The organism is Oryzobacter faecalis, assembly GCF_046764005.1.
In the GTDB taxonomy this organism is placed as follows: domain Bacteria; phylum Actinomycetota; class Actinomycetes; order Actinomycetales; family Dermatophilaceae; genus Oryzobacter; species Oryzobacter faecalis.
The window spans coordinates 294394-317470 of record NZ_JBKOFW010000004.1; the positions used below are offsets into that span (position 1 = coordinate 294394).

Sequence of the window (23077 nt, forward strand, 5' to 3'; positions counted from 1 at the left end):
CACCGCCCCCCTCGCCTCCCGTCCCGGCGTGCTCCACGAACTGCGTAGACGCGTCGCCCCCTCCCCGCCCACCGCGAACGTGGGTGAAGATCGTCGGCCCAGCGACGATCTTCACCCACGTTCGCCCGACGCAGGGCGGTGCCGAGGGCGGGCACCGACGTCAGGTTGCCACGCGAATTCGGCTGTGGGTCATCCACATTCGAGCGATCGAACACTTGTGCTAACGGTCGTCGGCGGGTACGATCGGGGTACAGGGGGAGGGGGACAGCATGAGCAGCACCGCACCAGCGACGAGCAGCCGCACCGGGCATCCGAGCGAGCTCCTCACGGTCCTGCACGACACGCAGACCCTGCTCGCTGCGCTCCCCGCGCCGTCACCGACCGGCGGCTCGCGGGAGGCGTGGGCCGAGGTGGTCCGGTCCTGCCAGCAGGTCGTCAACGCGGTGTCGGCGGTGCAGGACGAGGCGATCGTCGCCCTGGCCGCGATCGAACCGGTCACCCTCGAGGACGGCACCGACGCCGAGACCCACAAGGCGCCCGGGCACGTCGCCCTGGACGCGGCCGCGGTCGTGTCCGGGGCCCTGGAGGTCACCGCCAACCACGCCGGCGACCGGGTCCGCGACGCGGTCCGGTGGGCCGCCGACGGCAACCCCGGCACCACCACCTGCACCGGCCTGGGCGGGCTCCACGCCGCGATGCGCACCGGCGATCTCGACCGGTACCGGGCCGGGGTCGTCGCCCACGAGCTGGAGGAGGCCCCGGCGCCGGTCGCCGAGACCGTCATCGCCACCCTCGGTCAGCACCTCGCGTCCGAGACCGGGACCCAGCTGCGGCGCCGGACCCGGCGGCTGCTCGCGCGGGTCAGCCCCGACCTGCTCCGGCAGCGCGCGGCCCGGGCGAGGCAGGAGTGCGGGCTGCGCCGCCGCGTCGGCGAACCGGGCGTCGACCAGTGGGAAGGCTCCTTTCCCTCCGAACAGGCAGCGAAGGCGTGGGCCGCGATCGACACCCGCGCCCACCAGCTCCTCACCGACAAGGTGCACGACCGGATCGACCGCGCCCGCGCCCAAGCCCTGATCGACCTCGTCATGCAGTCGGCGACGGTCACCACCGTCATCACCCTCCCCGTCCCCGTCCCCGCAACCGCTCCCGTGCCTGAGCCCATCACCGACCAGGCTCCCGCGGTCGACGCCGAGCCCGCGACCGACGCCCGGACCGCTACCGCGACCGAAGAGGACCCCACGACCGTGGCTGCCGCCGATCGGCTGACCGCCGGCGACGCCGTCGACGGCGGGTTCGTCGAGGTCGCCACCGGTCGCGGGACCGAGCAGGTCCTCGTCGCCACGACCTGGCTCACCGACCAGCTCGCCCGCGCGAATACCTCGATGATCCGCGGCGACACGCAAGACGAGGGTCGAGCCCGCCCCCGAGGGACCGCGAACGGCGACCACGACGAGGTTCGGGTGCAGACCCGGTCCTGTGACCCGGTCACCGGGGCGCTGCTCAGCGACGAAGAGTCCGGCGCCTACCGCCCACCGGACCGGATCGCCGCCCTGGTCCGCCACCGCGACGGGCGCTGCCGCTTCCCCGGCTGCTCCGTCGCCGCCAGGTTCTGCGACCTCGACCACGTCCGGCCCTGGCCTGCCGGACCCACCACCGCGAGCAACCTCATGTGCCTGTGCCGCCGCCACCACCGCATCAAACAACGACCCGGCTGGCGAGCCGACCTGCGCCCCGACGGCACCGTCACCTGGACCGACCCCACCGGCCGCTCACGCGCCACGGCGCCCGTCGACGCCCTCCACACCGTCACCCTCCCCGCGACCCCGGCCGCCACCACCGGCACCGCACCCCCCGCAGGGGAGACCGCACCGCCCGACACGGACAGAGCCGCCAGCGACCCACCCGGCACCCCCGCACCACGGGCCGCCCCACCCGACCGGTTCAGCCACCTCGAGTACGGGCTCGAACACCTCCTGGGAGGAGTCGACCTCGGACGCCACCGCCCGCGACGGGTCCGGCGCACCGTCGACCTCCACCCCACGACCCTCGAGCTGGACCGGCCGAACCCCCCGTGCAGCGCCCGCCGTCGGGCGCGAAGCCGCACGGGCGAGCACGGCGCACCCCCGTTCTGAGGGCAGGGCGAGCAGCTCAGTCGTTGCCGAACAGGTCGCGCGTGTAGACCTTGTCGGCGACGTCCTCCAGCTCGGGGACGAGGCGGTTGGCGACGATGAGGTCGCTGCGCCGCTTCAGCTCGTCGAGGTCGCCCACCACCTCCGACCCGAAGAACCGGTCGCCGGTGAGCTCCGGCTCGTAGACGACGACCTCGATGCCCTTGGCCTTGATCCGCTTCATGACGCCCTGGACGCTGCTGCTGCGGAAGTTGTCGGACCCCGACTTCATGATGAGCCGGTGGATGCCGACGACCTTCGGTCCCCGGGCCACGATGTCGGTGGCGACGAAGTCCTTGCGGGTCGTGTTGGCGTCGACGATCGCGCTGATGAGGGTCTGGGGGACGTCGGCGTAGTTCGCGAGCAGCTGCTTGGTGTCCTTGGGCAGGCAGTAGCCGCCGTACCCGAACGAGGGGTTGTTGTAGTGCGCGCCGATCCGCGGGTCGAGGCCGACGCCCTCGATGATCTGCCGCGTGTCCAGCCCGTGCGTCGCCGCGTACGTGTCGAGCTCGTTGAAGTACGCGACACGCATCGCGAGGTAGGTGTTCGCGAAGAGCTTGATCGCCTCCGCCTCGGTGCTGTCGGTGAGGAGCACGGGCACGTCGGGGTCGAGCGCGGCGTCGGCGAGCAGGCGGGCGAACCGCTCCCCGCGCGGCCCCCGGTCACCGACGACGACGCGCGAGGGGTGGAGGTTGTCGTGCAGGGCCCGCCCCTCGCGCAGGAACTCGGGGGAGAAGACGATCCGTTCGGTGCCGAGCCGCTCGCGCAGGGCCCGCGTGAACCCCACGGGGACGGTCGACTTGATGACGACCGTCGCCTCCGGCTCGGTCGTGACGACGTCCTTGGCGACCTGTTCGACGGTCGCCGTGTCGAAGTAGTTGGTGCGCTCGTCGTAGTCGGTGGGGGTGGCGACGACGACGTACTCGGCGCCGGCGTACGCCTCGGTGGGGTCGAGAGTCGTCGTGAGGCGCAGGCGACCCGCGGCGAGGCGCTCCTCGACGTCCGGGTCGGCGATGGGGCTGCGACCGGCGTCGATGAGGGCGAGCCGGCGGGGGTCGATGTCGTGGGCGACGACGTCGTGGTGCTCGGCGAGGAGGACGGCGAGGGAGAGCCCGACGTAGGACGTGCCGACGACGGTGAGGTGCCCGGTCATGTCCCCAGCCTAGGGAGGGCTCGTGGCGGTGCCGGGGCCACGGGGCGGACACGACGACGGCGGAGGTTGCACCACGCCCTCCCGTGGGTTTGGGTTGGGGGTGAGCCCGGGACCGCCGGCCTCGGCGACGGAAGGACGCACCACCGCATGAAGTTCGGACTGTTCATCCCGCAGGGCTGGCGCCACGACCTCGTCGGGATCGACCCCGGCCAGCACTGGGGCGTCATGGCGGGCCTGGCCCGGCGGGCCGACGGCAACGAGGACTGGGCCTCGATCTGGGTCTACGACCACTTCCACCCGGTGCCGCGGCCCACGGAGGAGTCCGTCCACGAGGCGTGGACCCTCATGGCCGCGTTCGCCGGGGTCACCGGCCGTGTGCGGCTGGGCCAGATGTGCACGTGCATGGCCTACCGCGAACCGGCCTACCTCGCGAAGGTCGCCGCCACCGTCGACGTCGTCTCCGAGGGCCGCCTCGAGATGGGCATCGGGGCGGGCTGGTACGAGCACGAGTGGCGCGCCTACGGCTACGGCTTCCCCCGCGCGGGCGAGCGGCTCGCCAGGCTGCGCGAGGGCGTCGAGATCATGCGCCAGATGTGGACCACCGGAAGCGGCACCCTCGACGGCGAGTACTACCAGGTCGACGGCGCACTGTGCTTCCCGCAGCCGCTCCAGGGCACCTCCCTGCTGGGCAGCACCCACAACGGGATCCCCATGTGGGTCGCCGGCGGCGGAGAGCGCAAGACGCTGCGGATCGCGGCCGAGTACGCCGACTACACGAACTTCGACGGGTCGCCCGAGGCCTTCAGCCACAAGAGCGCCGTCCTCGAGCAGCACTGCAAGGACGTCGGCCGCGACTACGGCGAGATCGTCCGCAGCGCCAACTACAACGTCGTCATCGGACGCGACGAGCGCGAGGTCCGCGACCGGATCGGCTGGATCCGCGACCACTACACGAGGGCGGGCCTCCCCGCGAAGGTCGTCGACGAGACCGTCCGGTCCTTCGAGACCGGCCCGCTCGTCGGCACGCCCGAGCAGGTCGTCGAGCGGCTGCGCGACCTCGAGAAGCGGGGGATGACGTACGCCATCACCTACTTCGTCGAGCAGGCCTACGACCTCTCCGGGGTCGAGCTGTTCGAGCGCGCCGTCGTCCCCGAGCTCCTCGACCGCGACGAGCACGGCCACCTCTGGCACCTGATCCGCGGGCGCTGACCGTGGTGGGTCCCGTGCTCTGGCAGGTCCTCGCCGTCCCCTACGCGGCTGCGGCCGTGCTCCTCGTCGTCGCGGGGGCGCCCAAGGTGCTCGACCCCGGCGACCTGCACCGCGCGGTGCGCTCGGTCGGGATGCCGGTGGGCCGGGAGGCCGTACGGGCCTTCGCGCTCGCCGAGGTCGTCGTGGGGGTGGCCGCGCTGGCCGTCCCCGGGCCGGCCACGGCCCTGCTGCTCGCAGCGCTCTACGCCGGGTTCACCGCCTTCGTCGTCGTCGCGCTCCGGAGCGGCGGCGTCGTGTCGAGCTGCGGGTGCTTCGGCAAGGCCGACACCCCGCCCACCGTGGCCCACGCCGTCCTCACCGGCGGCGCGGCCCTCGCCGGGCTCGCGGCGGCCGCCGTCGTCCCCGCGGCACCGTGGGCCGGCCTCGAGGCCGGACAGGCGGCCGGGGTGCTCGCACTCGTCTCCCTCGTCGCGTTCCTCGCGTGGCAGGTCATGGCGGCCCTGCCGTCGGTCGACCCGCGCGCCGTCCGCAGCGTGGGGAGGGGCTGACGTGGTCTGGGCCCTCGTCGGCATGGGCCTGGCCATCGCCCTCCTCGGCGTGCTCGTCCTCGGGCTGCTGCGCAGCCACGCCCTCATCCTCAAGGCGCTCCACGAGCTCGGGGCGGGGCTCGAGCTCGAGAAGGAGGCCGCGGCCCACACCGACCACGCCCACGACGACGCCACGGCCTCGGTGGGACCGGTCCCCGTGTCGATCGAGCCCGGGGTGACCCCGCCCACCCGGAAGGCCTCGAGCCGGGCCCACGACGTCCTCGGTGAGGACCTCGAGGGCAGACCGGCCGTCATCGAGCTCGCCACCGCGGCGGGCGCGGCGGGGGCGGCCGGCGCGGTCGGGTCGGAGGACGCCGCGACCGGCACCGGTGACGCTCGCCCGACGCTCCTCGCCTTCCTCACGAGCGGGTGCAGCGTGTGCCTGACGTTCTGGCAGGAGCTCGGCCCCGACACCGAGACCCCCGGGGGCGCGCGGCTCGTCGTCGTCACCAAGGGGGTCCCCGACGAGTCGGCGCGCACCCTCGCCAGGCTCGCCCGCCCCGGCCTCGAGGTCGTCGCGTCGAGCGGTGCCTGGCTCGACTACGACATCCCCGGGTCGCCCTACTTCGTCCTCATCGAGGACGGTGTCGTCACCGGTGAGGGGTCGGCCACGTCCTGGCCCGCGGTCCGCGACCTCCTCGGGCAGGCCGTGGACGAGAGCGCCGAGGCGCGGGCCCGCGCCGGGCGCCCCGGCCCGGGGATGCTCCTCGGCGACCCCGGCCCCGGCGGACGCGACGACCTGGGCCGGATCGACGCCGAGCTGCTCGCGGCCGGCATCCAGCCCGGTCACCCGAGCCTGCACACCTCCCCGGAGCCGCCCGACGACCCGCCGGAACCGCGCGCGTGAGCGCCCTCGACGTCGTCCTCGCCGTGGGGCTGCCGATGGCGGTGCTCGCGGCGGTCCGGGCGACGTGGTCGCCTTGAGGCGAGTCGATGCTCTCGAGCATCAGCCCGTTCGGTGAACGGGCCCGCGCCTCCCGGTGGTGGCTGACCACCACCGCCTACGTCGTCTCCTCCACGCTCGGTGGCCTCGCCATCGGGCTGCTCGCCGCCCTGGTCGGCGCCCTGGTGCCGCAGGGCTGGCGGCTGTCGCCGACGGGGTTCGTCGTGGCGGCGCTGCTCCTGCTCGTCGGGCTCGCCCTCGACCTGCGGGTCGGCGGCCTCGAGCTGCCCTCGTGGCGCCGCCAGGTCGACGAGGCGTGGATCGGGCGCTACCGCGGCTGGGTCGTGGGCGTCGGGTTCGGGGCCCAGCTCGGGTTCGGCGTCGTCACGATCGTCACGAGCTCGACGACGTACGCCGTCGTGCTCCTCTCGCTGCTCTCGGGCACGCCGTGGGTCGGGGCGCTGCTCGGTGTCGTGTTCGGGCTGGTCCGGGCGCTGCCCCTCGTCCTCATGGCCCGGGTCGACTCGCGCGAGCGGCTGTGGGAGGCCCTGCGTGGCGTCGCGCTCGGGGCGCGGGTTGCTGACATCGTGGCTAGGGTGGGCCTCTCACTGGGGGCCACGGTCCTCGCCATCGCGCCCCTGACGATGGCGACGTGGACCTGACGGGAGTGGCATGAGGCGTAGTGGGTTCGGGATCTCCGTCGACGTGCCGACCGGGTGGTCGGCCACGATGGTCCGCCGGGTCGTCGACGGCGCGGAGGCCGCCGACCCGGGTGGACGCGGCACCGGGGAGCGCGCGACCGGCCCCACCGAGCGCACCATGCCCGTGGTCCACGTGTCCTCCCGCCCGCTCCCGGCCGCCATCGGTGACTTCGGGTCCGGCCTCGTCGAGGTCATGGCGCCCGACGACGTGTTCGTCGCCCTCGTCGAGTACGGCTCCGACCTCGCCGGCACGGGGCTGTTCGAGCGTCGCGGGTGGCCGCGCCTGGCCCCGTCCCAGTTCTCGCCCGCCCGGATGCAGCGTGCCCTCCCCGGCCGCAGCGCGAGCCAGCACTTCTTCTCCGTCGGCGAGCGGGCCTTCTGCCTCTACACCGTCATCGGGAGCCACGGCCGACGGATGGCGACCGTGCCGCGGGCAGCCGGTGTCGTCCGCTCGCTCGCGGTCGAGCGGGCCCCCGTCCTGCGCCGCCGGGGGGTGGTCGTGTGACCGTCGTCCGGCCCGAGCCGGCCGCCCCCGGGTCGAGCGCCCTCGACGACGTCCTCACCCGGCCCTCCGGGCTCGTGCGGCTGGTCGACCGGCTCTCGCGCGGGCGGTCGGTGAGCCGGCGCGGCTTCTTCGTCGGAGCGGCCGTGGCCGGGTCGGCGCTCGCGACGAACCCCCGCGCCTATGCCCTGATGCCGCAGAGCGCGTACGCGACGATCTGCGGCCCGTCGACGACGTACTCCGGTGGGTGGAGCATCTTCTGCGCCACCGTCAACAAGGGCGTCAATGCGTGCCCGCCGGGCAGCTTCACCGCGGGCTGGTGGAAGGCCGCCGACTCCTCGTGGTGCGGCGGCGGGTACCGGTACATCGTCGACTGCAACGCGAAGTGCACGAAGTGCACGAGCGGGTGCTCCGACCACATCTGCGACTCGAAGTGCTGGAACTGCTCCTGCCGCGCGGGATCCACCGCCACCTGCGACCAGCGGCGCGAATGCTGCAACGCCTTCCGCTACGGCCAGTGCAACACCCAGGTCAAGTGCAGCGGCGGGGTCCACTGCAGGGTCGTGTCCTGTGTCGCGCCCTACTCGTGGGACAACTGCTCGACGACCTCGTTCCGCAGCGACGCCACGGCCGAGCACAGCTCGCCCTACCTGCCGCAGTGGGGTCCGATCGAGAAGCAGTACAAGGCGATGGGTGCCCAGCGCTCCTACCTGCGCGCGTCGACCGGCCCGATCCGGTCGGCCGCGGACGGGCGCGGTCGCTACGTCGACTACCAGGGGGGGCGGATCTGGTGGACCAGTACGACGCCCGCCGTGGCGATGACCTCGGCGGTCAGCGCCTTCTACGCCGCGAACGGCGGCATCCCCGAGCTCGGCTACCCGAAGGCGCAGCGGAGCTCGGCGCTCGTCGACGGTGGCTGGATCCACGTGTTCGAGAAGGGCTGCATCGTCGACAGCGCCTCCACCGCGACCCAGGTGGTCTCCGGCCCACGGTGGAGCGTCTGGGTCGCCGCGGGACGCGAGACGGGTGCCCTCGGCTACCCGGTGGCGGCGCTCGAGACCCTCGCGGGCGGCGCGTGGCTGCAGCGCTTCCAGGCGGGGGGCATCGTCGACAGCGCGGCGACCTCGCCCGTCGCCGTCGACGGCATCCGCTGGACCAGGTGGGTCGCCTCCGGTCGTGAGACGGGGCCCCTGGGCTTCCCGGTCGCGGCGCGGCAGGACCTGGCGTCCTGGTCCTGGATCCAGCGGTTCCAGACGGGCTGCCTCGTCGACAGCCCCTGGACCACGCCCACCTCCGTCCACGGTGCCGTCTGGGTCGCGTGGCAGCAGGTCGGGCGTGAGGGCGGGCGGCTGAGCTTCCCCACGGCCGAGCAGGTCGTGACGAGTTCCGGTGTCTCGCAGCGATTCCGCGGTGGCGGGATCTGGGGACCCACCGGGTCGGCCGCGTACGCGGTCTTCGGTGCGGTCCTCAGCGAGTGGGAGGACGCCGGTGGCACCCGCGGCCGGTACGGATACCCGGTCCAGCACACGGTGGTCAACCCCAACGGCACGACGACGGGCGTGTTCGAGGGCGGCACCATCACCGCGTAGGACCGCGCCCGGGGGCCGGCGGGCTAGCGTGGCTCCATGGCCGGCCCGGAGATCTCCGCCCCACCCGTCCCGAGGTCCGACGAGGTCCTCACCCCCGAGGCCCTGGCCTTCGTGGCCGACCTCGACGCGAGGTTCCACGGGCGCCGTGACGAGCTGCTCGCCGCCCGCCGGACCCGGCGCGAGCAGATCGCGCGCACCGGCACCCTCGACTTCCTCCCGGAGACCGCCGAGGTGCGCGACGCCGAGTGGACCGTGCCACCCCTGCCTGCGGACCTGCGCGACCGGCGGGTCGAGATCACCGGGCCGACCGACCCGAAGATGGCGATCAACGCCCTCAACTCCGGTGCCCGGGTCTGGCTCGCCGACCTCGAGGACGCCAACACCCCGCACTGGCGCAACGTCGTGGGCGGTCAGCTCACCCTGCTCGACGCCACGAGGGGCCGGCTGGCCCACACCTCACCCGACGGCCGGGAGTACGCCGTGGGCGACCCCGCCGCGGCCCCCGTCGTCATCCCGCGCCCCCGCGGGTGGCACTTCGACGAGGAGCACCTCACCGTGGCCGGTCGCCCCGTCGTCGCCGCCGTCGTCGACGTCGGGCTGCACGCCTTCCACAACGCCCGCGAGCTGCTGGAGCGGGGGAGCGCCCCCTACTACTACCTGCCCAAGACGGAGTCCCACCTCGAGGCCCGCCTGTGGGACGAGGTGTTCACGCACGTCGAGGCCACCCTCGGGATCCCGCACGGCTCGGTGCGGGCGACGGTGCTCATCGAGACGATCACCGCGGCCTTCGAGATGGACGAGATCCTCTTCGAGCTCCGCGACCACGCTGCCGGGCTCAACGCGGGCCGCTGGGACTACCTGTTCAGCATCATCAAGAACTTCCGCGACGCCGGGCCGGCGTTCACCCTCCCGGACCGCAACGCCGTGACGATGACCGCGCCGATGATGCGGGCCTACAGCGACCTCCTCGTGCGCACCTGCCACCGGCGGGGCGCGTCGGCCATCGGCGGCATGGCGGCGTTCATCCCCAGCCGCCGCAACGCCGAGGTCAACGAACGGGCCCTCGCCAAGGTGCGCGAGGACAAGACCCGCGAGGCGCGCGCGGGCTTCGACGGGTCGTGGGTGGCGCACCCCGACCTCGTGCCGGTGTGCGCCGAGGTCTTCGACGCCGTCCTCGACGGGCGCGAGAACCAGCTCGACGTCCTGCGCGACGACGTGGTGGTCACCGCCGCGGACCTGCTGGCCGTCGACCGCACGCCCGGCGAGCGCACCGAGGCCGGGCTGCGCGGCAACGTCAGGGTGGCCATGCTCTACCTGCAGGCCTGGCTGTCCGGGAACGGGGCGGCCGGGATCGACCACCTCATGGAGGACGCCGCCACGGCCGAGATCTCCCGCTCGCAGGTCTGGCAGTGGGTGAACACCGCGGCGCGCCTGGACACCGGTGAGGTCGTCACCCGCGAGCTCGTCGAGCGGGTCGTCGAGGAGGAGTGCGCCGCCCTCGGCGAGGCGGTCGGCGAGGAGGCGCGGGCGCTCTTCGTCGAGGGAGCGCTCGGCGAGGAGTTCCCCGACTTCCTCACCCTCAGGGCGTACCGCGTGCTGCTCGGCCGGGGGGAGTGACACCGCGCGCGACGGGGCGCACGAACCCGCCCGAGGCGATCTGCTCGCCGCCGACCCAGACGCTCGCGACATCGGCGTCGCCGGCGAGCGCGAAGACCTTGCCGAGCGCCTCCGCGGGCGACTCGGTGTGCCGCAGCCCGATGTCGAGGGCCGTCCCCGGCGGTGGGACCACCCAGACGGCGTCGAGCTCCTTGCCCTCCGACAGGTCACCGACGACGGAGGACAGCCCCAGCGCCTCGGCCCCCGCCATCGTGCTGAGGTGGAGCAGCTGGCCCGGGGTCAGGACGAGCCCGTCGTCGCCGAGGAGTCGCTGCTGGGCATAGGCGTGCAGGCCCTCCTTGAGGATCGAGAAGCCCGTGCCGGCGCCGACGTCGGAGCCGAGCGCGACGCGGACCCCGGCTGCCAGGTGCCGGCGCAGCGGGAGGATCCCCGACCCGAGGGCGGCGTTGCTGCTCGGGCAGTGGGCCACCGCCGTGCCGCGGGCGGCCAGCACGCGCAGCTCCTCGTCGGTCGGGTGGACGTCGTGGGCGAGGACCGACCGCGGTCCGAGGAGCCCGTGGTGGTCGTAGGTGTCGACGTAGTGGGCGCGGTGCGGGAACAGACCGGCCACGGCGGCGACCTCGTGGGGGTTCTCGTTGACGTGTGAGGTGAACGACGCGCCGTCCACGTCGGCGAGGACGCCGGCGCACGCCTCGAGGATGCCGTCGGAGGCGGAGAGGGAGAACCGGGGCGTCACGGCGTAGCGCAGCCGGTCCACACCGTGCCAGCGGGACGCGAGGGCGAGCGCCTCGCCGTGGGCCCGCTCGGGCGTGGTGAGCAGCGGCTCGGGCAGGTTGCGGTCGCTGACGACCAGCCCGCTCGTCACCCGCAGCCCGAAACGGGCGGCCTCGGCGAGGAGCGCGTCGACCGCCGGCGCGAAGTGCGAGCCGAAGACGAGGGAGGTGGTGGTCCCCGCCGAGACCAGCCCCGCCACGAACTCCCCGGCGATGGTGGCCGCGTACTCCGCCGACGCGAGGCGTCCCTCCTCGGGGAGTGCCGACCGCTCGAGCCACTCGAGCAGTGGCATCCCGAGCGCCCCGATGATCCGGACCTGCGGGAAGTGGACGTGGGTGTCGACGAGGCCGGGGAGCAGCAGTCCCTCCCGCAGGTCGATGACGGGGGCGCCCGGGTGCGAAGCCGCGACCGTGGCGAAGGGCCCGCGGGTGGTGATGACCCCAGCGGCGGAGACCGCGAGCCCGAGGTCGTCGTCGTAGCGGAAGCCGGGACCGTCGAGCGGGTCGGTGAACGGGTCGTGCGGGGTGTCGTAGGCGCGAGCCCGGTAGACGACGCACGCGCCGGTCATGCCTCGGCCCGGGACCGCTCGGTCGCGAACAGCCCGACGAGCTCGGCCGCGACCGACACGGCGATCGCCGCGGGAGCCTTGCCGGGCAGCCCGGCGAGGCCGATCGGGCACCGGATGCGGTCGACGGTGGCATCGTCGTGGCCCTCCAACCGCAGACCGGCGCGGAAGCGGGCCCACTTCGCCGCCGACCCGATGAGGCCGACCGTGCCGAGGTGCGTGCAGCGGAGGGCGGCGTCGCACAGGGCGAAGTCCTCGGCGTGGTCGTGCGTCATGACGAGGACGTGGGTCCCGGCCGGCAGGGCCCCGAGGGCCAGCTCGGGGAGAGGGCAGTGGTGCACCCGGACCCGGGCCTCGCCGCCGAGGACGGCAGACAGCCGGTCGTCGGTGAGCTCGGCGGCGCGGGAGTCGACGAGGTGCAGGTCGAGGTCGTGGCCCGCGAGGACGCGCGCGAGCTCGAGCCCGACGTGCCCGACGCCGAACACGGCGACGGACGGCACGACGGGCAGGGGCTCGAGGAGCAGCGTCACCTCCCCGCCGCAGCACTGCCGACCGTGCTCGGTGCGGGCCCGTTCGCTCAGCGCGACGGTGAGCTGCTCGGGCCCGGTGGCCCCGGACCCGATGAGGGCGCGTGCCCGGGTGACCGCGGTCTGCTCGAGGTTGCCCCCGCCGACGCTGCCCCACGTGCCGTCGGCGGCCACGACCAACTTGGCCCCGGCCTCACGGGGCGCGTGGCCACGGACGTGGGCGACGGTGACGAGGACGCCCGGGAGCCGCTGCTCGCGCAGCGCCTCGACCGCCGCCAGCCAGCCCATCTCAGGCCTCCGCCGCGACGGGTGCCGGTGCGGGTGCCTGCCCCTCGGCGGGTGCCGTCGCGTGGGCGGGCGCCGGCGCGGCGCGGCGGGCCCGCTCGACCGCCCAGAACACGGCCTCGGGCGTCGCCGGGGACGCGAGCTCGACGCTCGTGCCGGGCGGTCCGAAGGCCGCGGCGGCCTCGCGCAGGGCCTCGCGGACCGACAGGGCCAGCATGAGCGGTGGCTCGCCGACGGCCTTGGACCCGTAGACGGCGCCGTCCTCGTGGGCCCCGGCGAGCAGGGCGACGTGGAGCTCGTCCGGCAGCTCGCCGATGCTCGGCAGCTTGTACGTGGAGGCCGACGCCGTGGTGAGCCGCCCCCGCCCGGGACCGTCCGACTCGTCCCACCGCAGGTCCTCGAGGGTCAGCCAGCCCAGCCCCTGGACGAACCCACCCTCGACCTGCCCGAGGTCGACGAGCGGCGAGAGGCTGTCCCCGACGTCGTGGACGATGTCGACGCGCCGGACCCGGTAGGCCCCCGTGAAGCCGTCGACCTCGACCTCGGACGCCGCGACGCCGTAGGCGAAGTACTTGAACGGACGGCCCTGCATCGCGACGGGGTCCCAGTGCAGGCCCTCGGTGCGGTAGAAGCCGGCGGCCCACAGCTGGGTCCGGGCGAGGTACGCCTCGCGGACCAGCTCGTCCCACGGCAGGCCCCGTCCGGCGTCGACCTCCCGCAGGCGGGCGAGGACCTGCTCGCAGGCGTCCTTGACGGCGCCACCGTTGAGGTCGCTGCTCGAGCTGGCCGCCGTGGCCGAGGTGTTCGGCACCTTGTCGGTGCGCGTCGGGGCCAGGCGGACCCGCTCGAGCGGGACGCCCAGGGCCGTGGCCGCCACCTGGAGCATCTTGGTGTGCAGCCCCTGGCCCATCTCGGTGCCGCCGTGGGAGAGCAGCACGGAGCCGTCCTTGTAGACGTGGACGAGGGCGCCGGCCTGGTTGAAGGCGGTGAAGTTGAACGAGATGCCGAACTTGACGGGCGTCGTCGCCAGCCCCCGGCGGCGGTGCGGGTGCGCGGCGTTGAACGCGGCGACCTCCGCGCGACGCCGGTCGACGTCGCCCGAGGCCACCACCTGCTCCCACGCGGCCACGGCGCGTTCCGGGTGGCGGACCGGCTGCCCGTAGGGGGTCGACTGCCCCTCGCCGTAGAGGTTGCGGCGGCGCAGCTCGGTCGCGTCGAGGCCGAGGAGGGGGGCGCACCGGCCGAGGACGTCCTCGATGACGAGCATGCCCTGGGGCCCGCCGAACCCGCGGAACGCGGTCTGGGAGGTCTTGTGCGTGCGCGCCACGCGGCCCCGCAGGCGGACGTGGGGGATCCAGTAGGCGTTGTCGACGTGGCACAGCGCCCGCGCCAGCACCGGCTCGCTGAGGTCGAGGCTCCAGCCCCCGTCGGAGGTGAGGGTGGCCTCGAGCCCGACGAGCAGGCCGTCGTCGTCGAAGCCGGCCCGCCATGTCGCGTGGAAGCCGTGGCGCTTGCCGGTCATCGCCATGTCGTGGGCGCGGTCGAGGCGGACGCGGACGGGGCGGCCGGTGAGCGTCGCGCCGAGGGCGGCCACCGCCGCGAAGCCGTGGGGCTGCATCTCCTTGCCGCCGAAGCCCCCGCCCATCCGCAGGCACTGGACCGTGACCGCGTGCGAGGCGATCCCGAGGACGTGGGCGACGATCTCCTGGGTCTCGGTCGGGTGCTGGGTGCTGCACTGGACGAACACCTGACCCCCCTCGTCGACGAGGGCGAGCGAGGCCTGGGTCTCGAGGTAGAAGTGCTCCTGCCCGGCCATCTCGGTCGTCCCGGTGAAGACGTGCGCGGCTGCGGCGAGGGCGGTGTCGACGGCACCCCGCTCGAGCAGCTGGGGCGTCCCCTGGTAGCTCTCGGCGGCGATCGCCTCCGTGACGGTGACGAGCGACGGCAGCGGCTCGTAGCCCGTCGTGACCGCGGCGGCCCCCAGCCGGGCGGCCTCGAGGGTCTCGGCGAGCACCCACGCGACGGCCTGCCCGACGAACATCACCTCGCTCGGGAAGAGGGGCTCGTCGTGCTTGACCCCGGAGTCGTTGACCCCCGGCACGTCGTCGGCCGTGAGCACCCGGACGACGCCCTCGACCTCCAGGGCCGGTGCGACGTCGAGCCGGGTGAGCCGGGCGTGGGCGTGCGGAGCGCACACGGGGTACGCGTGGAGCACGTCCGGTGTGCGGAGGACGAGGTCGTCGGTGTACAGCGCGTGTCCCGTGACGTGGAGGTCGGCGCTCTCGTGGGGGAGGGCGAGCCCGACGACGGCGTCGTCGGGCCGGCGGGACAGGTGGCTCATGCGCGGACCTCCCTGCCGGCGGTCTCGGCCCACCACGCGGGCAGCGCGGTGCCGAGCATCGCCGACCGGTAGGCGGCGCTGGCCCGCTGGTCGTCGATCGGCGTGCCCTCGCCGGCGAGGACGGCCGCAGCGGCCTCGACGGTCCCCCGGTCCCAGGGCCGGCCCTCGAGCGCGGCCTCCGTGGCGCGGGCGCGCAGCGGGGTGGCGGCGACGCCACCGAGCCCGACCCGGGCCCGGGTGACGGTGCCGTCGACGACGTCGAGGGCGACGGCCACCGCGACGCTGCTGATGTCGTCGAGGCGCCGCTTCGCGACCTTGCGGAACGTCGTGTGGGTGGCCGGCGGCAGGGGGATCCGCACGGAGCGGATGAGCTCGGCGGGCCGCAGGACGGTCGCGCGGTAGCCGGTGAAGAACTCCTCGAGCGGAACCTCTCGCTCGCCTTCGGGCGAGGTGAGGACGAGGGCGGTGTCGAGGGCGAGCAGGGCGGGGGCGAGGTCGCCGATGGGGGAGGCGGTGGCGAGGTTGCCGCCGATCGTGGCGCTGTTGCGGACCAGCCGCGAGGCGAAGAGCGGCCAGACCCGGGCGAGCAGCGGCACGGTGTCGCCGAGGGCCCGCTCGACCTCGGTGAGGGTGAGGGCTGCGCCGACCTCGACGACGCCGTCCCCGACGGACACGCCCCGCAGCTCGGGCAGCCGGTCGACCGCGACGACCGACGACGCGCGCCGCCCCTTGAGGTTGACCTCGACGCCCCAGTCGGTGGACCCGGCGACGACGACGGCGTCGGGGTGCTCGGCCAGGACCACCACGGCCTGGGCGAGGTCGGCGGGCCGGACGAAGCCGCCCAGGCGCGTGGGTGTGGTGGGCGGTGCGGGCCGCTCCTGCCGCCGGGCCAGGGGGTCGTCGGCGGGCACCGGGCCCAGGGCCCACGCGGCGTCACGGATCGGCCGGTACCCCGTGCACCGGCACAGGTTTCCGGCGACGGCGTGCAGGTCGAACCCGTTCGGGCCGTGCTCGGCGTCCTGTCCGGCACCGGGCGCGCGGTCCGGGCGGTAGTACTCGGCGGCCATCGAGCAGGCGAACCCGGGTGTGCAGTAGCCGCACTGCGACCCGCCCCCGGTGGCGAGCCCGGCCTGGACGGGGTGGAGGTGGCCGGGGTCGCCGAGCCCCTCGGCCGTGAGGACCTCCTGGCCGTCGAGTGCCGCCGCCGGGACGAGGCAGGCGTTGACCGGCGTCCAGCGGCTGCGGGCGGCGCCGTCCTCGTCCGGACCCTCGGGCCGCAGGACGAGGACCGCGCAGGCGCCGCACTCGCCCTCGGCGCACCCCTCCTTCGCACCGGTGAGGCCGAGGTCGCGCAGGAGGTCGAGCGCGCTCGTGTGGGCGCCGACGCCGGCCAGCGGGCGCCGCGTCCCGTTGACGGTGAGGTGCGGGTCGGTCACGGTGCTCCCTCGTGCAGGCATGCGTCGTGCGGGCCGCATGGTTCGGGGAGTCACGGGCCGCCGGTTGTCCATGCCGAACGACGACCTGCCGGCATCCATGCTACGTGACGCGGCTCACATGCGCGGGGTCTTCGTGAGGCGAGGGTGCCGGTTGACGTCCTTGTAGAGCAGGTAGCGGAAGCGTCCCGGACCCCCGGCGTAGCACGCCTGGGGGCAGAAGGCCCGCAGCCACATGAAGTCGCCCGCCTGCACCTCGACCCAGTCGGTGTTGAGCAGGTACACGGCCCGGCCCTCGAGGACGTACAGGCCGTGCTCCATGACGTGTGTCTCGGGGAAGGGGATCGTGCCACCCGGCTCGAAGCCGACGATGTTGACGTGGAGGTCGTGGCGGACGTCGAGGGGGTCGACGAAGCGCTGCGTCCCCCAGGCGCCGCCGCTGTCCGGCATCGGCTCGACCGGCACGTCGTCCTCGTGGGTGACGAAGGGCTCGGGGACCTCGACGCCGTCGACCCGCTCGTACGCCTTGCGGATCCAGTGGAACGTGGCGGTGGCGCCACCCTCGCCGCGCAGCGTCCAGTCGAGGCCCGGCGGGAGGTAGGCGTAGCTCCCGGGGCGGAGGGCGTGCGCCGTGCCGTCGACGGAGAGCGCGAGCGAGCCGTCGACGACGAAGAGCACCGACTCGGCGTCCGGGTCGTCGTCGGGGCGGGTCGACCCACCGCCGTCGCCCACCTCGACCACGGACCACGAGAAGGTCTCGGCGAACCCGGACAGCGGCCGCGCGAGGACCCAGAGCCGGGTGTCGTCCCAGTGGGGGAGCCGGCTCGTGACGATGTCGCGCATCGTGCCCCGGGGCAGGACCGCGTAGGACGTCGTGAAGACGGCCCGGTCGGTCGTCAGCTCTCCCTGCGCGGGGAGGCCACCGCGCAGCACCCAGTAGCTCATCTCGCTCCCCTCTCCAGCAGCCGTCCCCGGGGCTCGGCGGCCAGGTCGACCGGACGTCCGCGCAGCCAGGTCTGCCGGACGGTGCCGGTGAGCGTACGCCCGGCGTAGGGCGAGACGGGGTTCCTGTGGTGCAGCCGCGCCGGGTCGACCACCCACGGGGCCTCCGGGGCGAAGACGCACAGGTCGGCGTCGGCTCCCACGGCGATCTCGCCCTTGCCCTCCAGGCCGACGAGCCGGGCCGGCGCTGTCGCCATCCACCGCACGACGTCGGTGAGGGGCACCCTGCGCTCGCGGGCCGCCGACCACACGACGGGCAGCCCGAGCTGGAGGGAGGCGATCCCGCCCCACGCGGCGGCGAAGTCGCCGCTCTCGCCGGCCTTGAGGTCGGCGGTGCAGGGGGAGTGGTCGGTGACGACGAGGTCGATGGCGCCGCTCGCGAGCGCGGCCCACAGGCGCTCGCGGTTGGCCGCGTCGCGGATGGGCGGGCAGCACTTGAGCTCGGTCGCGCCGTCCGGGATCGACCCGGACTCGAAGTACAGGTAGTGGGGGCAGGTCTCCGCCGTCACGGCCACCCCGGCGTCGCGCGCCGCCCGCAGCGCCGGGACGACCCCCGCCGCGCTGAGGTGGACGACGTGGGCGCGTCCACCGGTGGCCCGGGCGGTGCCGACGACGAGGGCGACGGCGCGCTCCTCGGCCGCGTCGGGCCGGCTGTCGAGGAAGTCGCGGTACGCCCTCCCGTGCGCGCACTCGCGGACGGCGCTGCCGTCCTCCGCGTGGACGACCAGCAGCGCTCCCAGCCGGGCCGTCTCGGCCATCGCCGTGGCGAACCCGTCGGGAGTCAGGGGGGCGAACTCCTCGACACCGGAGTCGAGGAGGAAGCACTTGAACCCGAGGACGCCCGCGCCGTGGAGGGCGGCGAGGTCGTCGACGTTCCCCGGGACCGCCCCGCCCCAGAAGCCGACGTCGACCCAGGCCTGCCCCTGCGCCGCGGCCCGCTTCACCGCGAGGGCCGCCACCGACGTCGTCGGCGGGATCGAGTTCAGCGGCATGTCGACGATCGTCGTCACCCCTCCCGCCGCGGCGGCGCGGGTCGCGCTCGCGAAGCCCTCCCACTCGGTGCGCCCGGGCTCGTTGCAGTGCACGTGCGTGTCGACGAGCCCCGGCAGCAGCACCTCGTCGTCGGCGAGCTCGACGACGTCGGCCCCGTCCGCGGGGGCGCCGACCGCCGCGACGTCGACGACGACCCCGTCGCGGATGCGGACCGACGCCGCGGCCTCGCTGCCGTCGACCACGGCCCGGCCGGCCCGCAGGAGGGTCTCAGCTGCCACGGTAGGTCGAGTAGCCGAAGGGGCTCAGCAGCAGCGGGACGTGGAAGTGCTCGGCGTCGCGCACGGTGAAGGCGACGACGACCTCGGGGTAGAAGGCGGCGACCCCCTGCCCGTCGAACCAGGGGCCGGTGGCGAACCGCAGCCGGTGCTCGCCCTCGCCGACGTCGGCGGCGAGGGCGGCGACCCGGCCGTCGCCGTCGGTCGTCCCCCGGGCGAGGGCCGTGCCGTCGGGGGCCTCGAGCGTGACCCGCAGCCCGGCGGCGGGGCGGCCGGTGGAGGTGTCGAGGACGTGGGTGCTGACCGATGCCATCAGGTGCTCTCCTCGCTGGACAGGGCCTCGCGCAGCCGCAGCACCGCGATCTGCGTCAGCTGCCCGACCGTCTCGGTCCGCTCCGCCGCGGGGGTGTTGTCGAGCCGCCGGGCGAGCTCGTCGAGGACGTCCCGGCCCGTGCGCCCGGCCGCCCGGATGATGAAGACGCGGTCGAAGCGCTCCTCGTAGGCGTGGTTGGCCTCCTCGAGCGCCCGGAGCAGGTCGGCGTCGCCGCGGTCGACGCCGGACTGCTCCCGCGCGGAGTGGGCCGCCTCGTGCCGGCTCGCGTCGGCCCGCTCGCCGATGCGCGGGTGCCGGGCGAGGGCCCGCGCCAGCTCGTCGTCGGTGACGGTGGCGGCCACCGCGGTCATCCGGTCCTCGAGGGCGCCGAGGTCGGTGTAGGGCCGCCCCGCGACGACCTCGTCGGCCCAGCGCGGGACGTCGAGGCAGGTGAGCAGCCGTCGGCGGGCCTCGTCCTCGGGCCAGGCGTCGAACCGCGCGACGTCGGGGCCGGTCGTCATCGGCCGTCCTCCGGCTCGCGGAGCACCGTCGCCTCGATGAGGCCGTACGGCCGGTCGGCGGCGACGAAGACCTCGCCGGGGTTGTCGAGCCCGAAGGGGGCGAGGTCGACGAGCAGGTGGTGGCGGTTCGGTGCCGCGAACGAGACCTCGACGAGGCCGGGATGGGCCTCGAGGACGGCCCGGCCCATGGCGTAGAGGGTCTCCTGGAGGGCCCGGCTGTAGGTTGTCGCGAAGGTGGCGAGGAGCAGGGACCGCACGGCGTCGTGGGAGGCGTCCCAGTCGGGGACCGACCCCGGGGCGTGGCGCCAGGTCGCCCGCAGCGAGGTGGCGAGGATGCGGTCGTCGGCGTCGGCGAGGGTCGTGTACTCGTCGCGCAGGAAGCCCTTGAACTCGGACCCGGTCGACTTGAGGACGACGAGGTCGCGCAGCCCGGAGACCACCTCGGCCCCGGCGTCGGTGACGTCGACCTCGGCCGTGCGGACCTCGCCGCCCCGGCGCACGAAGGCGTGGTCGTGGCCCGCGCCCTCGACGGGGATGCGGTCCCACGCGTACTCCTCGACCCGGACGGTCGCGCCCTGCGCGGCCGGCGTCGCGGCGAGGAGCCGGCCACCCAGCGCGATGGCGTAGTCCTCCGGCGAGGCGACCCCGTGCTGCTTCGCGTAGGCGAAGGCGGTGTTCTTCTGGGTGTCGGTGGGCAGCACGTGCGACTGGTCGCCCTCGGTGTGGGCCGCCGTGAAGTCGCCGCGCAGCGCCGTCGAGACGTTGAGGTCGCGGATCCCGTGCCGCGGGCCGTCGCGGACGATCCGGACGACGCGACACTCCGCCTTGCCGTACCGGTTGGCCCCCAGGACGATCCCCATGGCCTCAGCCTTCCCCTCGGTGGGTGCGGTGCGCCAGCGCTGCGAGGGTCGGCGCGTCGAGCCGCGTGGCGGCACCGACCTCGTCCGACGACAGCGCCGAGCAGTCGAGCCCCCGCAGGAGGACGTCGGCGAGGGCCCGTGCGGTGGCCGGCTCGTCGAGCACCCCGGACTCCTGCCGGCCGACGTACGCGCGCAGCCGCTCGGCCGCGGCCGGGAGGGCCTCGCGGTAGAAGGCGAACGTGGCGGCGAAGCGGGTCGGGAGCTGGGCGGGGTGCAGGTCCCACCCCTGGTAGTAGCCGCGTTCGAGGGAGCGGCGCACGAGCCGCAGGTGCGTCGCCCACGCCGCCGCGACCTCCTCGGGACCCCCGACGGGCAGCACGTTGGTCGACCCGTCGGACAGGCGCACGCCGGTGCCGGCGGCGGCGGCCTGCATGACCGCCTTCGCGTGGTCGGCGACGGGGTGCTCGAGGCTCTGATGGGCCGCCGCGATGCCGCAGGCGGCCGAGTAGTCATAGGTGCCGTAGTGCAGCCCGGTGCACCGGCCCCCGGCGGCGTGGACCATCCGCGCCACGAGCGCGGTGCCGTCCGGGCCGAGGACCGACTGGGGGGTCTCGACCTGCAGCTCGAAGCGCAGCGCCCCGTCGGCGAGGCCGAGCGCGGGCTCGAGCCGGCTCGCCGCGTGGACGAGGGCCTCGACCTGCTCGACCGCGGTGACCTTGGGCAGGGTGAGGACGAACCCCTCCGGGAGGGGGCCGTCCTCGAGGAGGCGCTCGAGGAAGAGGACGAGCGTGCGCACCCCGCGGTGGCGCGTCGGCGCCTCCAGCCCCTTGAACCGCAGGCCGGTGAAGGGGGCGGCGGTGCCGGCGGCCACCGCCGCGGCCAGCGCCCCGGCCGCCGCCCGGGCGTCGCGGTCCTCCTCGTCGTCGGGGCGGGTGCCGTAGCCGTCCTCGAGGTCGATGCGCAGGTCCTCGACCGGCTCGCGGCCGAGCTTGGCGCGGACCCGGGCGAGGAGGTCGCCGTCACCGCCGAGCAGGGCGAGCAGGCGCTCCTCGTGCTCCTCCGTGGCCCGCCGCGCCGTGCGGCCGTACTCCGGGACGAGCCCGGGGTGGAAGCGGTCGGCGGGGACGTACACGGTGTGCACGGGCTGACGCCCCGGCCGCTCCCCGGGGTAGTGGGCCGCCAGCGCGGCGTCGACCGCCCGCAGCCGCTCGTCGAGCTCGGCGACGAGCAGGTCGAGGCCGGGCGGCTCGCTCTCCATGGCCGCACCCTAGACCGGGCGACGCAGCACCCGGGTCCCGTCGGGAAGGCGTCTGGTCGTGCCGTCGGAGTCGAGGCGGCCGAGGAGCGCGACCGCGACCCGGCGCGAGGTGCCGAGCAGCCGGGCCAGGTCGCCGGGGCCGAACGGCTCGCCCAGCTCGCCGAGGCGGGCCCGGGCCCGCTCGACGGCGTCGCCCGCGACGACCACCCCGCCGACCCGCAGGAGCAGGCCCGCGGCCTCGGCGCGTGCGAGTGCCGCGGGGGTGACGGCGGGGTCGGCGAGGAGGTTGGCCGGCACGGCCGCGAACGGCCGGGCGGCGAGCGACGCGACGACGGCCGCCACCGCCGGGTCGCAGGCCGGCGGGACGGAGGCGGCCGCGTGGTCGCCGGCCGCCGTGTGGTCGCCCCGCGCAGGGTGGTCGGTCGCCCCCTCCTGCGGGGGGTGGTCGCCGGTCGTCAGGGCGACCGCGCGCCGGGCCGCCTCCCCGCGGCGGGTGAAGGGCGCCGGGTCGACGGCGACGACGTCGGCCCCCGCGACGACCTCGTGCGCGCCGGGGTCGCGGAGGAGGACGCGGTCGCCGACGACGAGGGGCAGCGGGTCGCCCTCGACCGTGAGCCGCGCCGCGTCCTCCCCGAGCGGGCGGACCCGCACCGGGGCCGCGGCCGTCCCGACGTGGAGCACGGCGTGGGTCGGGGTCGTGCGGGCGAGCCGGTGGAGGAGGACGTCGACGACGGTGGCGGCGGACGCCACCCCGGGGGTCGCGAGGAGGCTGCCCCGCGGGACGTCGGCCACCGGGACGCCGCGGAGGTTGACCGCCAGCCGCGTGGGTGCCGACGCGCAGCGCACGGCGTCGCCGTGGACCTGGAGGCCGCGCACGGTCACCCGCGTCCCACCGACCTCGAGGACGTCCCCGACGCGCACGGTTCCCGCCGGGAGCGTGCCGGTGACGACCGTCCCGGACCCGGCCACGGTGAACGAGCGGTCGACCCACAGCCGCACGGGCGCCCCGGTGTCGGCCGGCGGTGCCGCGTCGACGAGCGCACGCAGGGCCGTCCTCGCGTCGGCGAGCCCCGCGCCGGTGCGCGCCGACGTCAGGGCGGTCGCCACGGGGTCGAGTCCGTGACGGGCGAGCCGGCCGAGGGCGTCGGCCAGCACCGCGTCCCCCGGGGCGAGGTCGGTCTTGGTCACGGCGAGTGCCAGCCGGGTGAGGCCGAGCGCGCGGACTGCCGTGAGGTGCTCCTCGGTCTGCGCGCTCCACCCCTCGTCGGCCGCGACGACGAGCAGCACCCCGCCCGCGGGCCCGACTCCGGCGATGGTCGTGCCGACGAGCCGGTCGTGGCCCGGGACGTCGACGAGGAAGACGCCGCGCCCGTCGTCGAGGTCGAGCCGGGCGTGGCCGAGCTCGATGGTCAGGCCCCGGCGCCGCTCCTCGGGGAGCCGGTCGGGGTCGGTGCCGGTGAGCGCGCGGACGAGCGCCGACTTGCCGTGGTCGACGTGCCCGGCCGTCGCGACGACTGCCAC

Annotated in this window: 20 protein-coding genes; 8 read left to right on the forward strand and 12 right to left on the reverse strand. The window is 75.1% G+C overall.

The window, feature by feature from the left end; genetic code table 11:
* Positions 1-269 precede the first annotated feature (269 nt).
* Positions 270-2132 carry an HNH endonuclease signature motif containing protein gene (locus tag ACK8HX_RS10300; protein WP_411940602.1) on the forward strand — a complete coding sequence of 621 codons (1863 nt, stop codon included), beginning with the start codon at positions 270-272 and terminating at the stop codon, positions 2130-2132.
* A 16-nt stretch (positions 2133-2148) separates the two neighbouring features.
* Here ACK8HX_RS10300 and ACK8HX_RS10305 read toward each other — a convergent pair whose 3' ends face one another.
* Positions 2149-3321 carry a nucleotide sugar dehydrogenase gene (locus ACK8HX_RS10305; RefSeq protein ID WP_411940603.1) on the reverse strand — a complete coding sequence of 391 codons (1173 nt, stop codon included), beginning with the start codon at positions 3319-3321 and terminating at the stop codon, positions 2149-2151.
* Positions 3322-3468: 147 nt separating this feature from the next.
* On the opposite strand from ACK8HX_RS10305, the gene ACK8HX_RS10310 reads away from it, so the two are divergent.
* The 7 genes from ACK8HX_RS10310 (at position 3469) to aceB (ending at position 10409) form a co-directional block, all read left to right on the forward strand.
* Complete coding sequence (locus ACK8HX_RS10310) at positions 3469-4530, forward strand: LLM class F420-dependent oxidoreductase (RefSeq protein ID WP_411940604.1); 1062 nt, start codon at positions 3469-3471, stop codon at positions 4528-4530.
* Between the two features lie 14 nt (positions 4531-4544).
* Positions 4545-5078, forward strand: a complete 534-nt coding sequence (locus tag ACK8HX_RS10315) for a MauE/DoxX family redox-associated membrane protein (RefSeq protein WP_411940605.1) — start codon at positions 4545-4547, stop codon at positions 5076-5078.
* A 1-nt stretch (position 5079) separates the two neighbouring features.
* Entirely contained in the window at positions 5080-5964 is an 885-nt protein-coding gene (locus tag ACK8HX_RS10320; RefSeq protein WP_411940606.1) for a thioredoxin domain-containing protein, read from the forward strand.
* Positions 5965-6050: 86 nt separating this feature from the next.
* The gene (locus ACK8HX_RS10325; RefSeq protein ID WP_411940607.1) at positions 6051-6662 is read left to right on the forward strand and encodes a hypothetical protein; all 612 of its coding nucleotides are present in this window, start codon (positions 6051-6053) and stop codon (positions 6660-6662) included.
* Positions 6663-6672: 10 nt separating this feature from the next.
* On the forward strand, positions 6673-7206 hold the full coding sequence (locus ACK8HX_RS10330; RefSeq protein ID WP_411940608.1) for a hypothetical protein: 534 nt from the start codon (positions 6673-6675) through the stop codon (positions 7204-7206).
* Positions 7203-8792, forward strand: a complete 1590-nt coding sequence (locus ACK8HX_RS10335) for an LGFP repeat-containing protein (RefSeq protein WP_411940609.1) — start codon at positions 7203-7205, stop codon at positions 8790-8792. Before ACK8HX_RS10330 ends, ACK8HX_RS10335 begins: the two co-directional genes overlap by 4 nt.
* A 36-nt stretch (positions 8793-8828) precedes the next feature.
* Positions 8829-10409, forward strand: coding sequence for a malate synthase A (gene aceB / locus ACK8HX_RS10340; RefSeq protein ID WP_411940610.1), 1581 nt, complete (start codon positions 8829-8831; stop codon positions 10407-10409).
* On the opposite strand, the gene ACK8HX_RS10345 is transcribed toward aceB, so the two are convergent.
* The 11 genes from ACK8HX_RS10345 to selB all read right to left on the reverse strand — a co-directional run bounded on the left by ACK8HX_RS10345 (position 10372) and on the right by selB (position 23077).
* Positions 10372-11751: a guanine deaminase gene (locus ACK8HX_RS10345; protein ID WP_411940611.1), complete on the reverse strand. Its 1380-nt coding sequence runs from the start codon at positions 11749-11751 to the stop codon at positions 10372-10374. The two genes, aceB and ACK8HX_RS10345, sit on opposite strands and share 38 nt — an antisense overlap.
* Positions 11748-12563, reverse strand: coding sequence for a xanthine dehydrogenase accessory protein XdhC (gene xdhC, locus ACK8HX_RS10350; RefSeq protein ID WP_411940612.1), 816 nt, complete (start codon positions 12561-12563; stop codon positions 11748-11750). Before xdhC ends, ACK8HX_RS10345 begins: the two co-directional genes overlap by 4 nt.
* Position 12564: 1 nt before the next feature.
* Positions 12565-14901 (reverse strand): xanthine dehydrogenase molybdopterin binding subunit, encoded by a 2337-nt coding sequence (gene xdhB, locus ACK8HX_RS10355; RefSeq protein ID WP_411940613.1) that lies wholly within the window; start codon positions 14899-14901, stop codon positions 12565-12567.
* Positions 14898-16358: a xanthine dehydrogenase small subunit gene (locus ACK8HX_RS10360; RefSeq protein ID WP_411940614.1), complete on the reverse strand. Its 1461-nt coding sequence runs from the start codon at positions 16356-16358 to the stop codon at positions 14898-14900. The genes xdhB and ACK8HX_RS10360 overlap by 4 nt, the downstream gene beginning before the upstream one ends.
* Before the next feature lie 93 nt (positions 16359-16451).
* Complete coding sequence (locus ACK8HX_RS10365) at positions 16452-17279, reverse strand: bifunctional allantoicase/(S)-ureidoglycine aminohydrolase (RefSeq protein WP_411940615.1); 828 nt, start codon at positions 17277-17279, stop codon at positions 16452-16454.
* Positions 17276-18607, reverse strand: a complete 1332-nt coding sequence (gene allB, locus ACK8HX_RS10370; protein WP_411940616.1) for an allantoinase AllB — start codon at positions 18605-18607, stop codon at positions 17276-17278. The genes ACK8HX_RS10365 and allB overlap by 4 nt, the downstream gene beginning before the upstream one ends.
* Positions 18597-18917 (reverse strand): hydroxyisourate hydrolase, encoded by a 321-nt coding sequence (gene uraH / locus ACK8HX_RS10375; protein ID WP_411940617.1) that lies wholly within the window; start codon positions 18915-18917, stop codon positions 18597-18599. Before uraH ends, allB begins: the two co-directional genes overlap by 11 nt.
* On the reverse strand, positions 18917-19438 hold the full coding sequence (gene uraD, locus ACK8HX_RS10380) for a 2-oxo-4-hydroxy-4-carboxy-5-ureidoimidazoline decarboxylase (protein ID WP_411940618.1): 522 nt from the start codon (positions 19436-19438) through the stop codon (positions 18917-18919). The genes uraH and uraD overlap by 1 nt, the downstream gene beginning before the upstream one ends.
* A complete protein-coding gene (gene pucL / locus ACK8HX_RS10385; protein ID WP_411940619.1) occupies positions 19435-20298 on the reverse strand; it encodes a factor-independent urate hydroxylase in 864 nt (287 codons plus the stop codon). Before pucL ends, uraD begins: the two co-directional genes overlap by 4 nt.
* Before the next feature lie 4 nt (positions 20299-20302).
* On the reverse strand, positions 20303-21556 hold the full coding sequence (locus ACK8HX_RS10390) for a DUF6986 family protein (RefSeq protein WP_411940620.1): 1254 nt from the start codon (positions 21554-21556) through the stop codon (positions 20303-20305).
* Between the two features lie 9 nt (positions 21557-21565).
* Positions 21566-23077: a selenocysteine-specific translation elongation factor gene (gene selB, locus ACK8HX_RS10395; RefSeq protein WP_411940621.1), complete on the reverse strand. Its 1512-nt coding sequence runs from the start codon at positions 23075-23077 to the stop codon at positions 21566-21568.

Bases quoted from the DNA above. Each gene is read 5' to 3' on its own strand.
- ACK8HX_RS10300 (WP_411940602.1), top strand. From the start codon at position 270: ATGAGCAGCACCGCACCAGCGACGAGCAGCCGCACCGGGCATCCGAGC.
- ACK8HX_RS10305 (WP_411940603.1), bottom strand. From the start codon at position 3,321: ATGACCGGGCACCTCACCGTCGTCGGCACGTCCTACGTCGGGCTCTCC.
- ACK8HX_RS10310 (WP_411940604.1), top strand. From the start codon at position 3,469: ATGAAGTTCGGACTGTTCATCCCGCAGGGCTGGCGCCACGACCTCGTC.
- ACK8HX_RS10325 (WP_411940607.1), top strand. From the start codon at position 6,051: ATGCTCTCGAGCATCAGCCCGTTCGGTGAACGGGCCCGCGCCTCCCGG.
- ACK8HX_RS10330 (WP_411940608.1), top strand. From the start codon at position 6,673: ATGAGGCGTAGTGGGTTCGGGATCTCCGTCGACGTGCCGACCGGGTGG.
- aceB (WP_411940610.1), top strand. From the start codon at position 8,829: ATGGCCGGCCCGGAGATCTCCGCCCCACCCGTCCCGAGGTCCGACGAG.
- ACK8HX_RS10345 (WP_411940611.1), bottom strand. From the start codon at position 11,751: ATGACCGGCGCGTGCGTCGTCTACCGGGCTCGCGCCTACGACACCCCG.
- xdhC (WP_411940612.1), bottom strand. From the start codon at position 12,563: ATGGGCTGGCTGGCGGCGGTCGAGGCGCTGCGCGAGCAGCGGCTCCCG.
- xdhB (WP_411940613.1), bottom strand. From the start codon at position 14,901: ATGAGCCACCTGTCCCGCCGGCCCGACGACGCCGTCGTCGGGCTCGCC.
- ACK8HX_RS10360 (WP_411940614.1), bottom strand. From the start codon at position 16,358: ATGCCTGCACGAGGGAGCACCGTGACCGACCCGCACCTCACCGTCAAC.
- ACK8HX_RS10365 (WP_411940615.1), bottom strand. From the start codon at position 17,279: ATGAGCTACTGGGTGCTGCGCGGTGGCCTCCCCGCGCAGGGAGAGCTG.
- uraH (WP_411940617.1), bottom strand. From the start codon at position 18,917: ATGGCATCGGTCAGCACCCACGTCCTCGACACCTCCACCGGCCGCCCC.
- uraD (WP_411940618.1), bottom strand. From the start codon at position 19,438: ATGACGACCGGCCCCGACGTCGCGCGGTTCGACGCCTGGCCCGAGGAC.
- pucL (WP_411940619.1), bottom strand. From the start codon at position 20,298: ATGGGGATCGTCCTGGGGGCCAACCGGTACGGCAAGGCGGAGTGTCGC.
- ACK8HX_RS10390 (WP_411940620.1), bottom strand. From the start codon at position 21,556: ATGGAGAGCGAGCCGCCCGGCCTCGACCTGCTCGTCGCCGAGCTCGAC.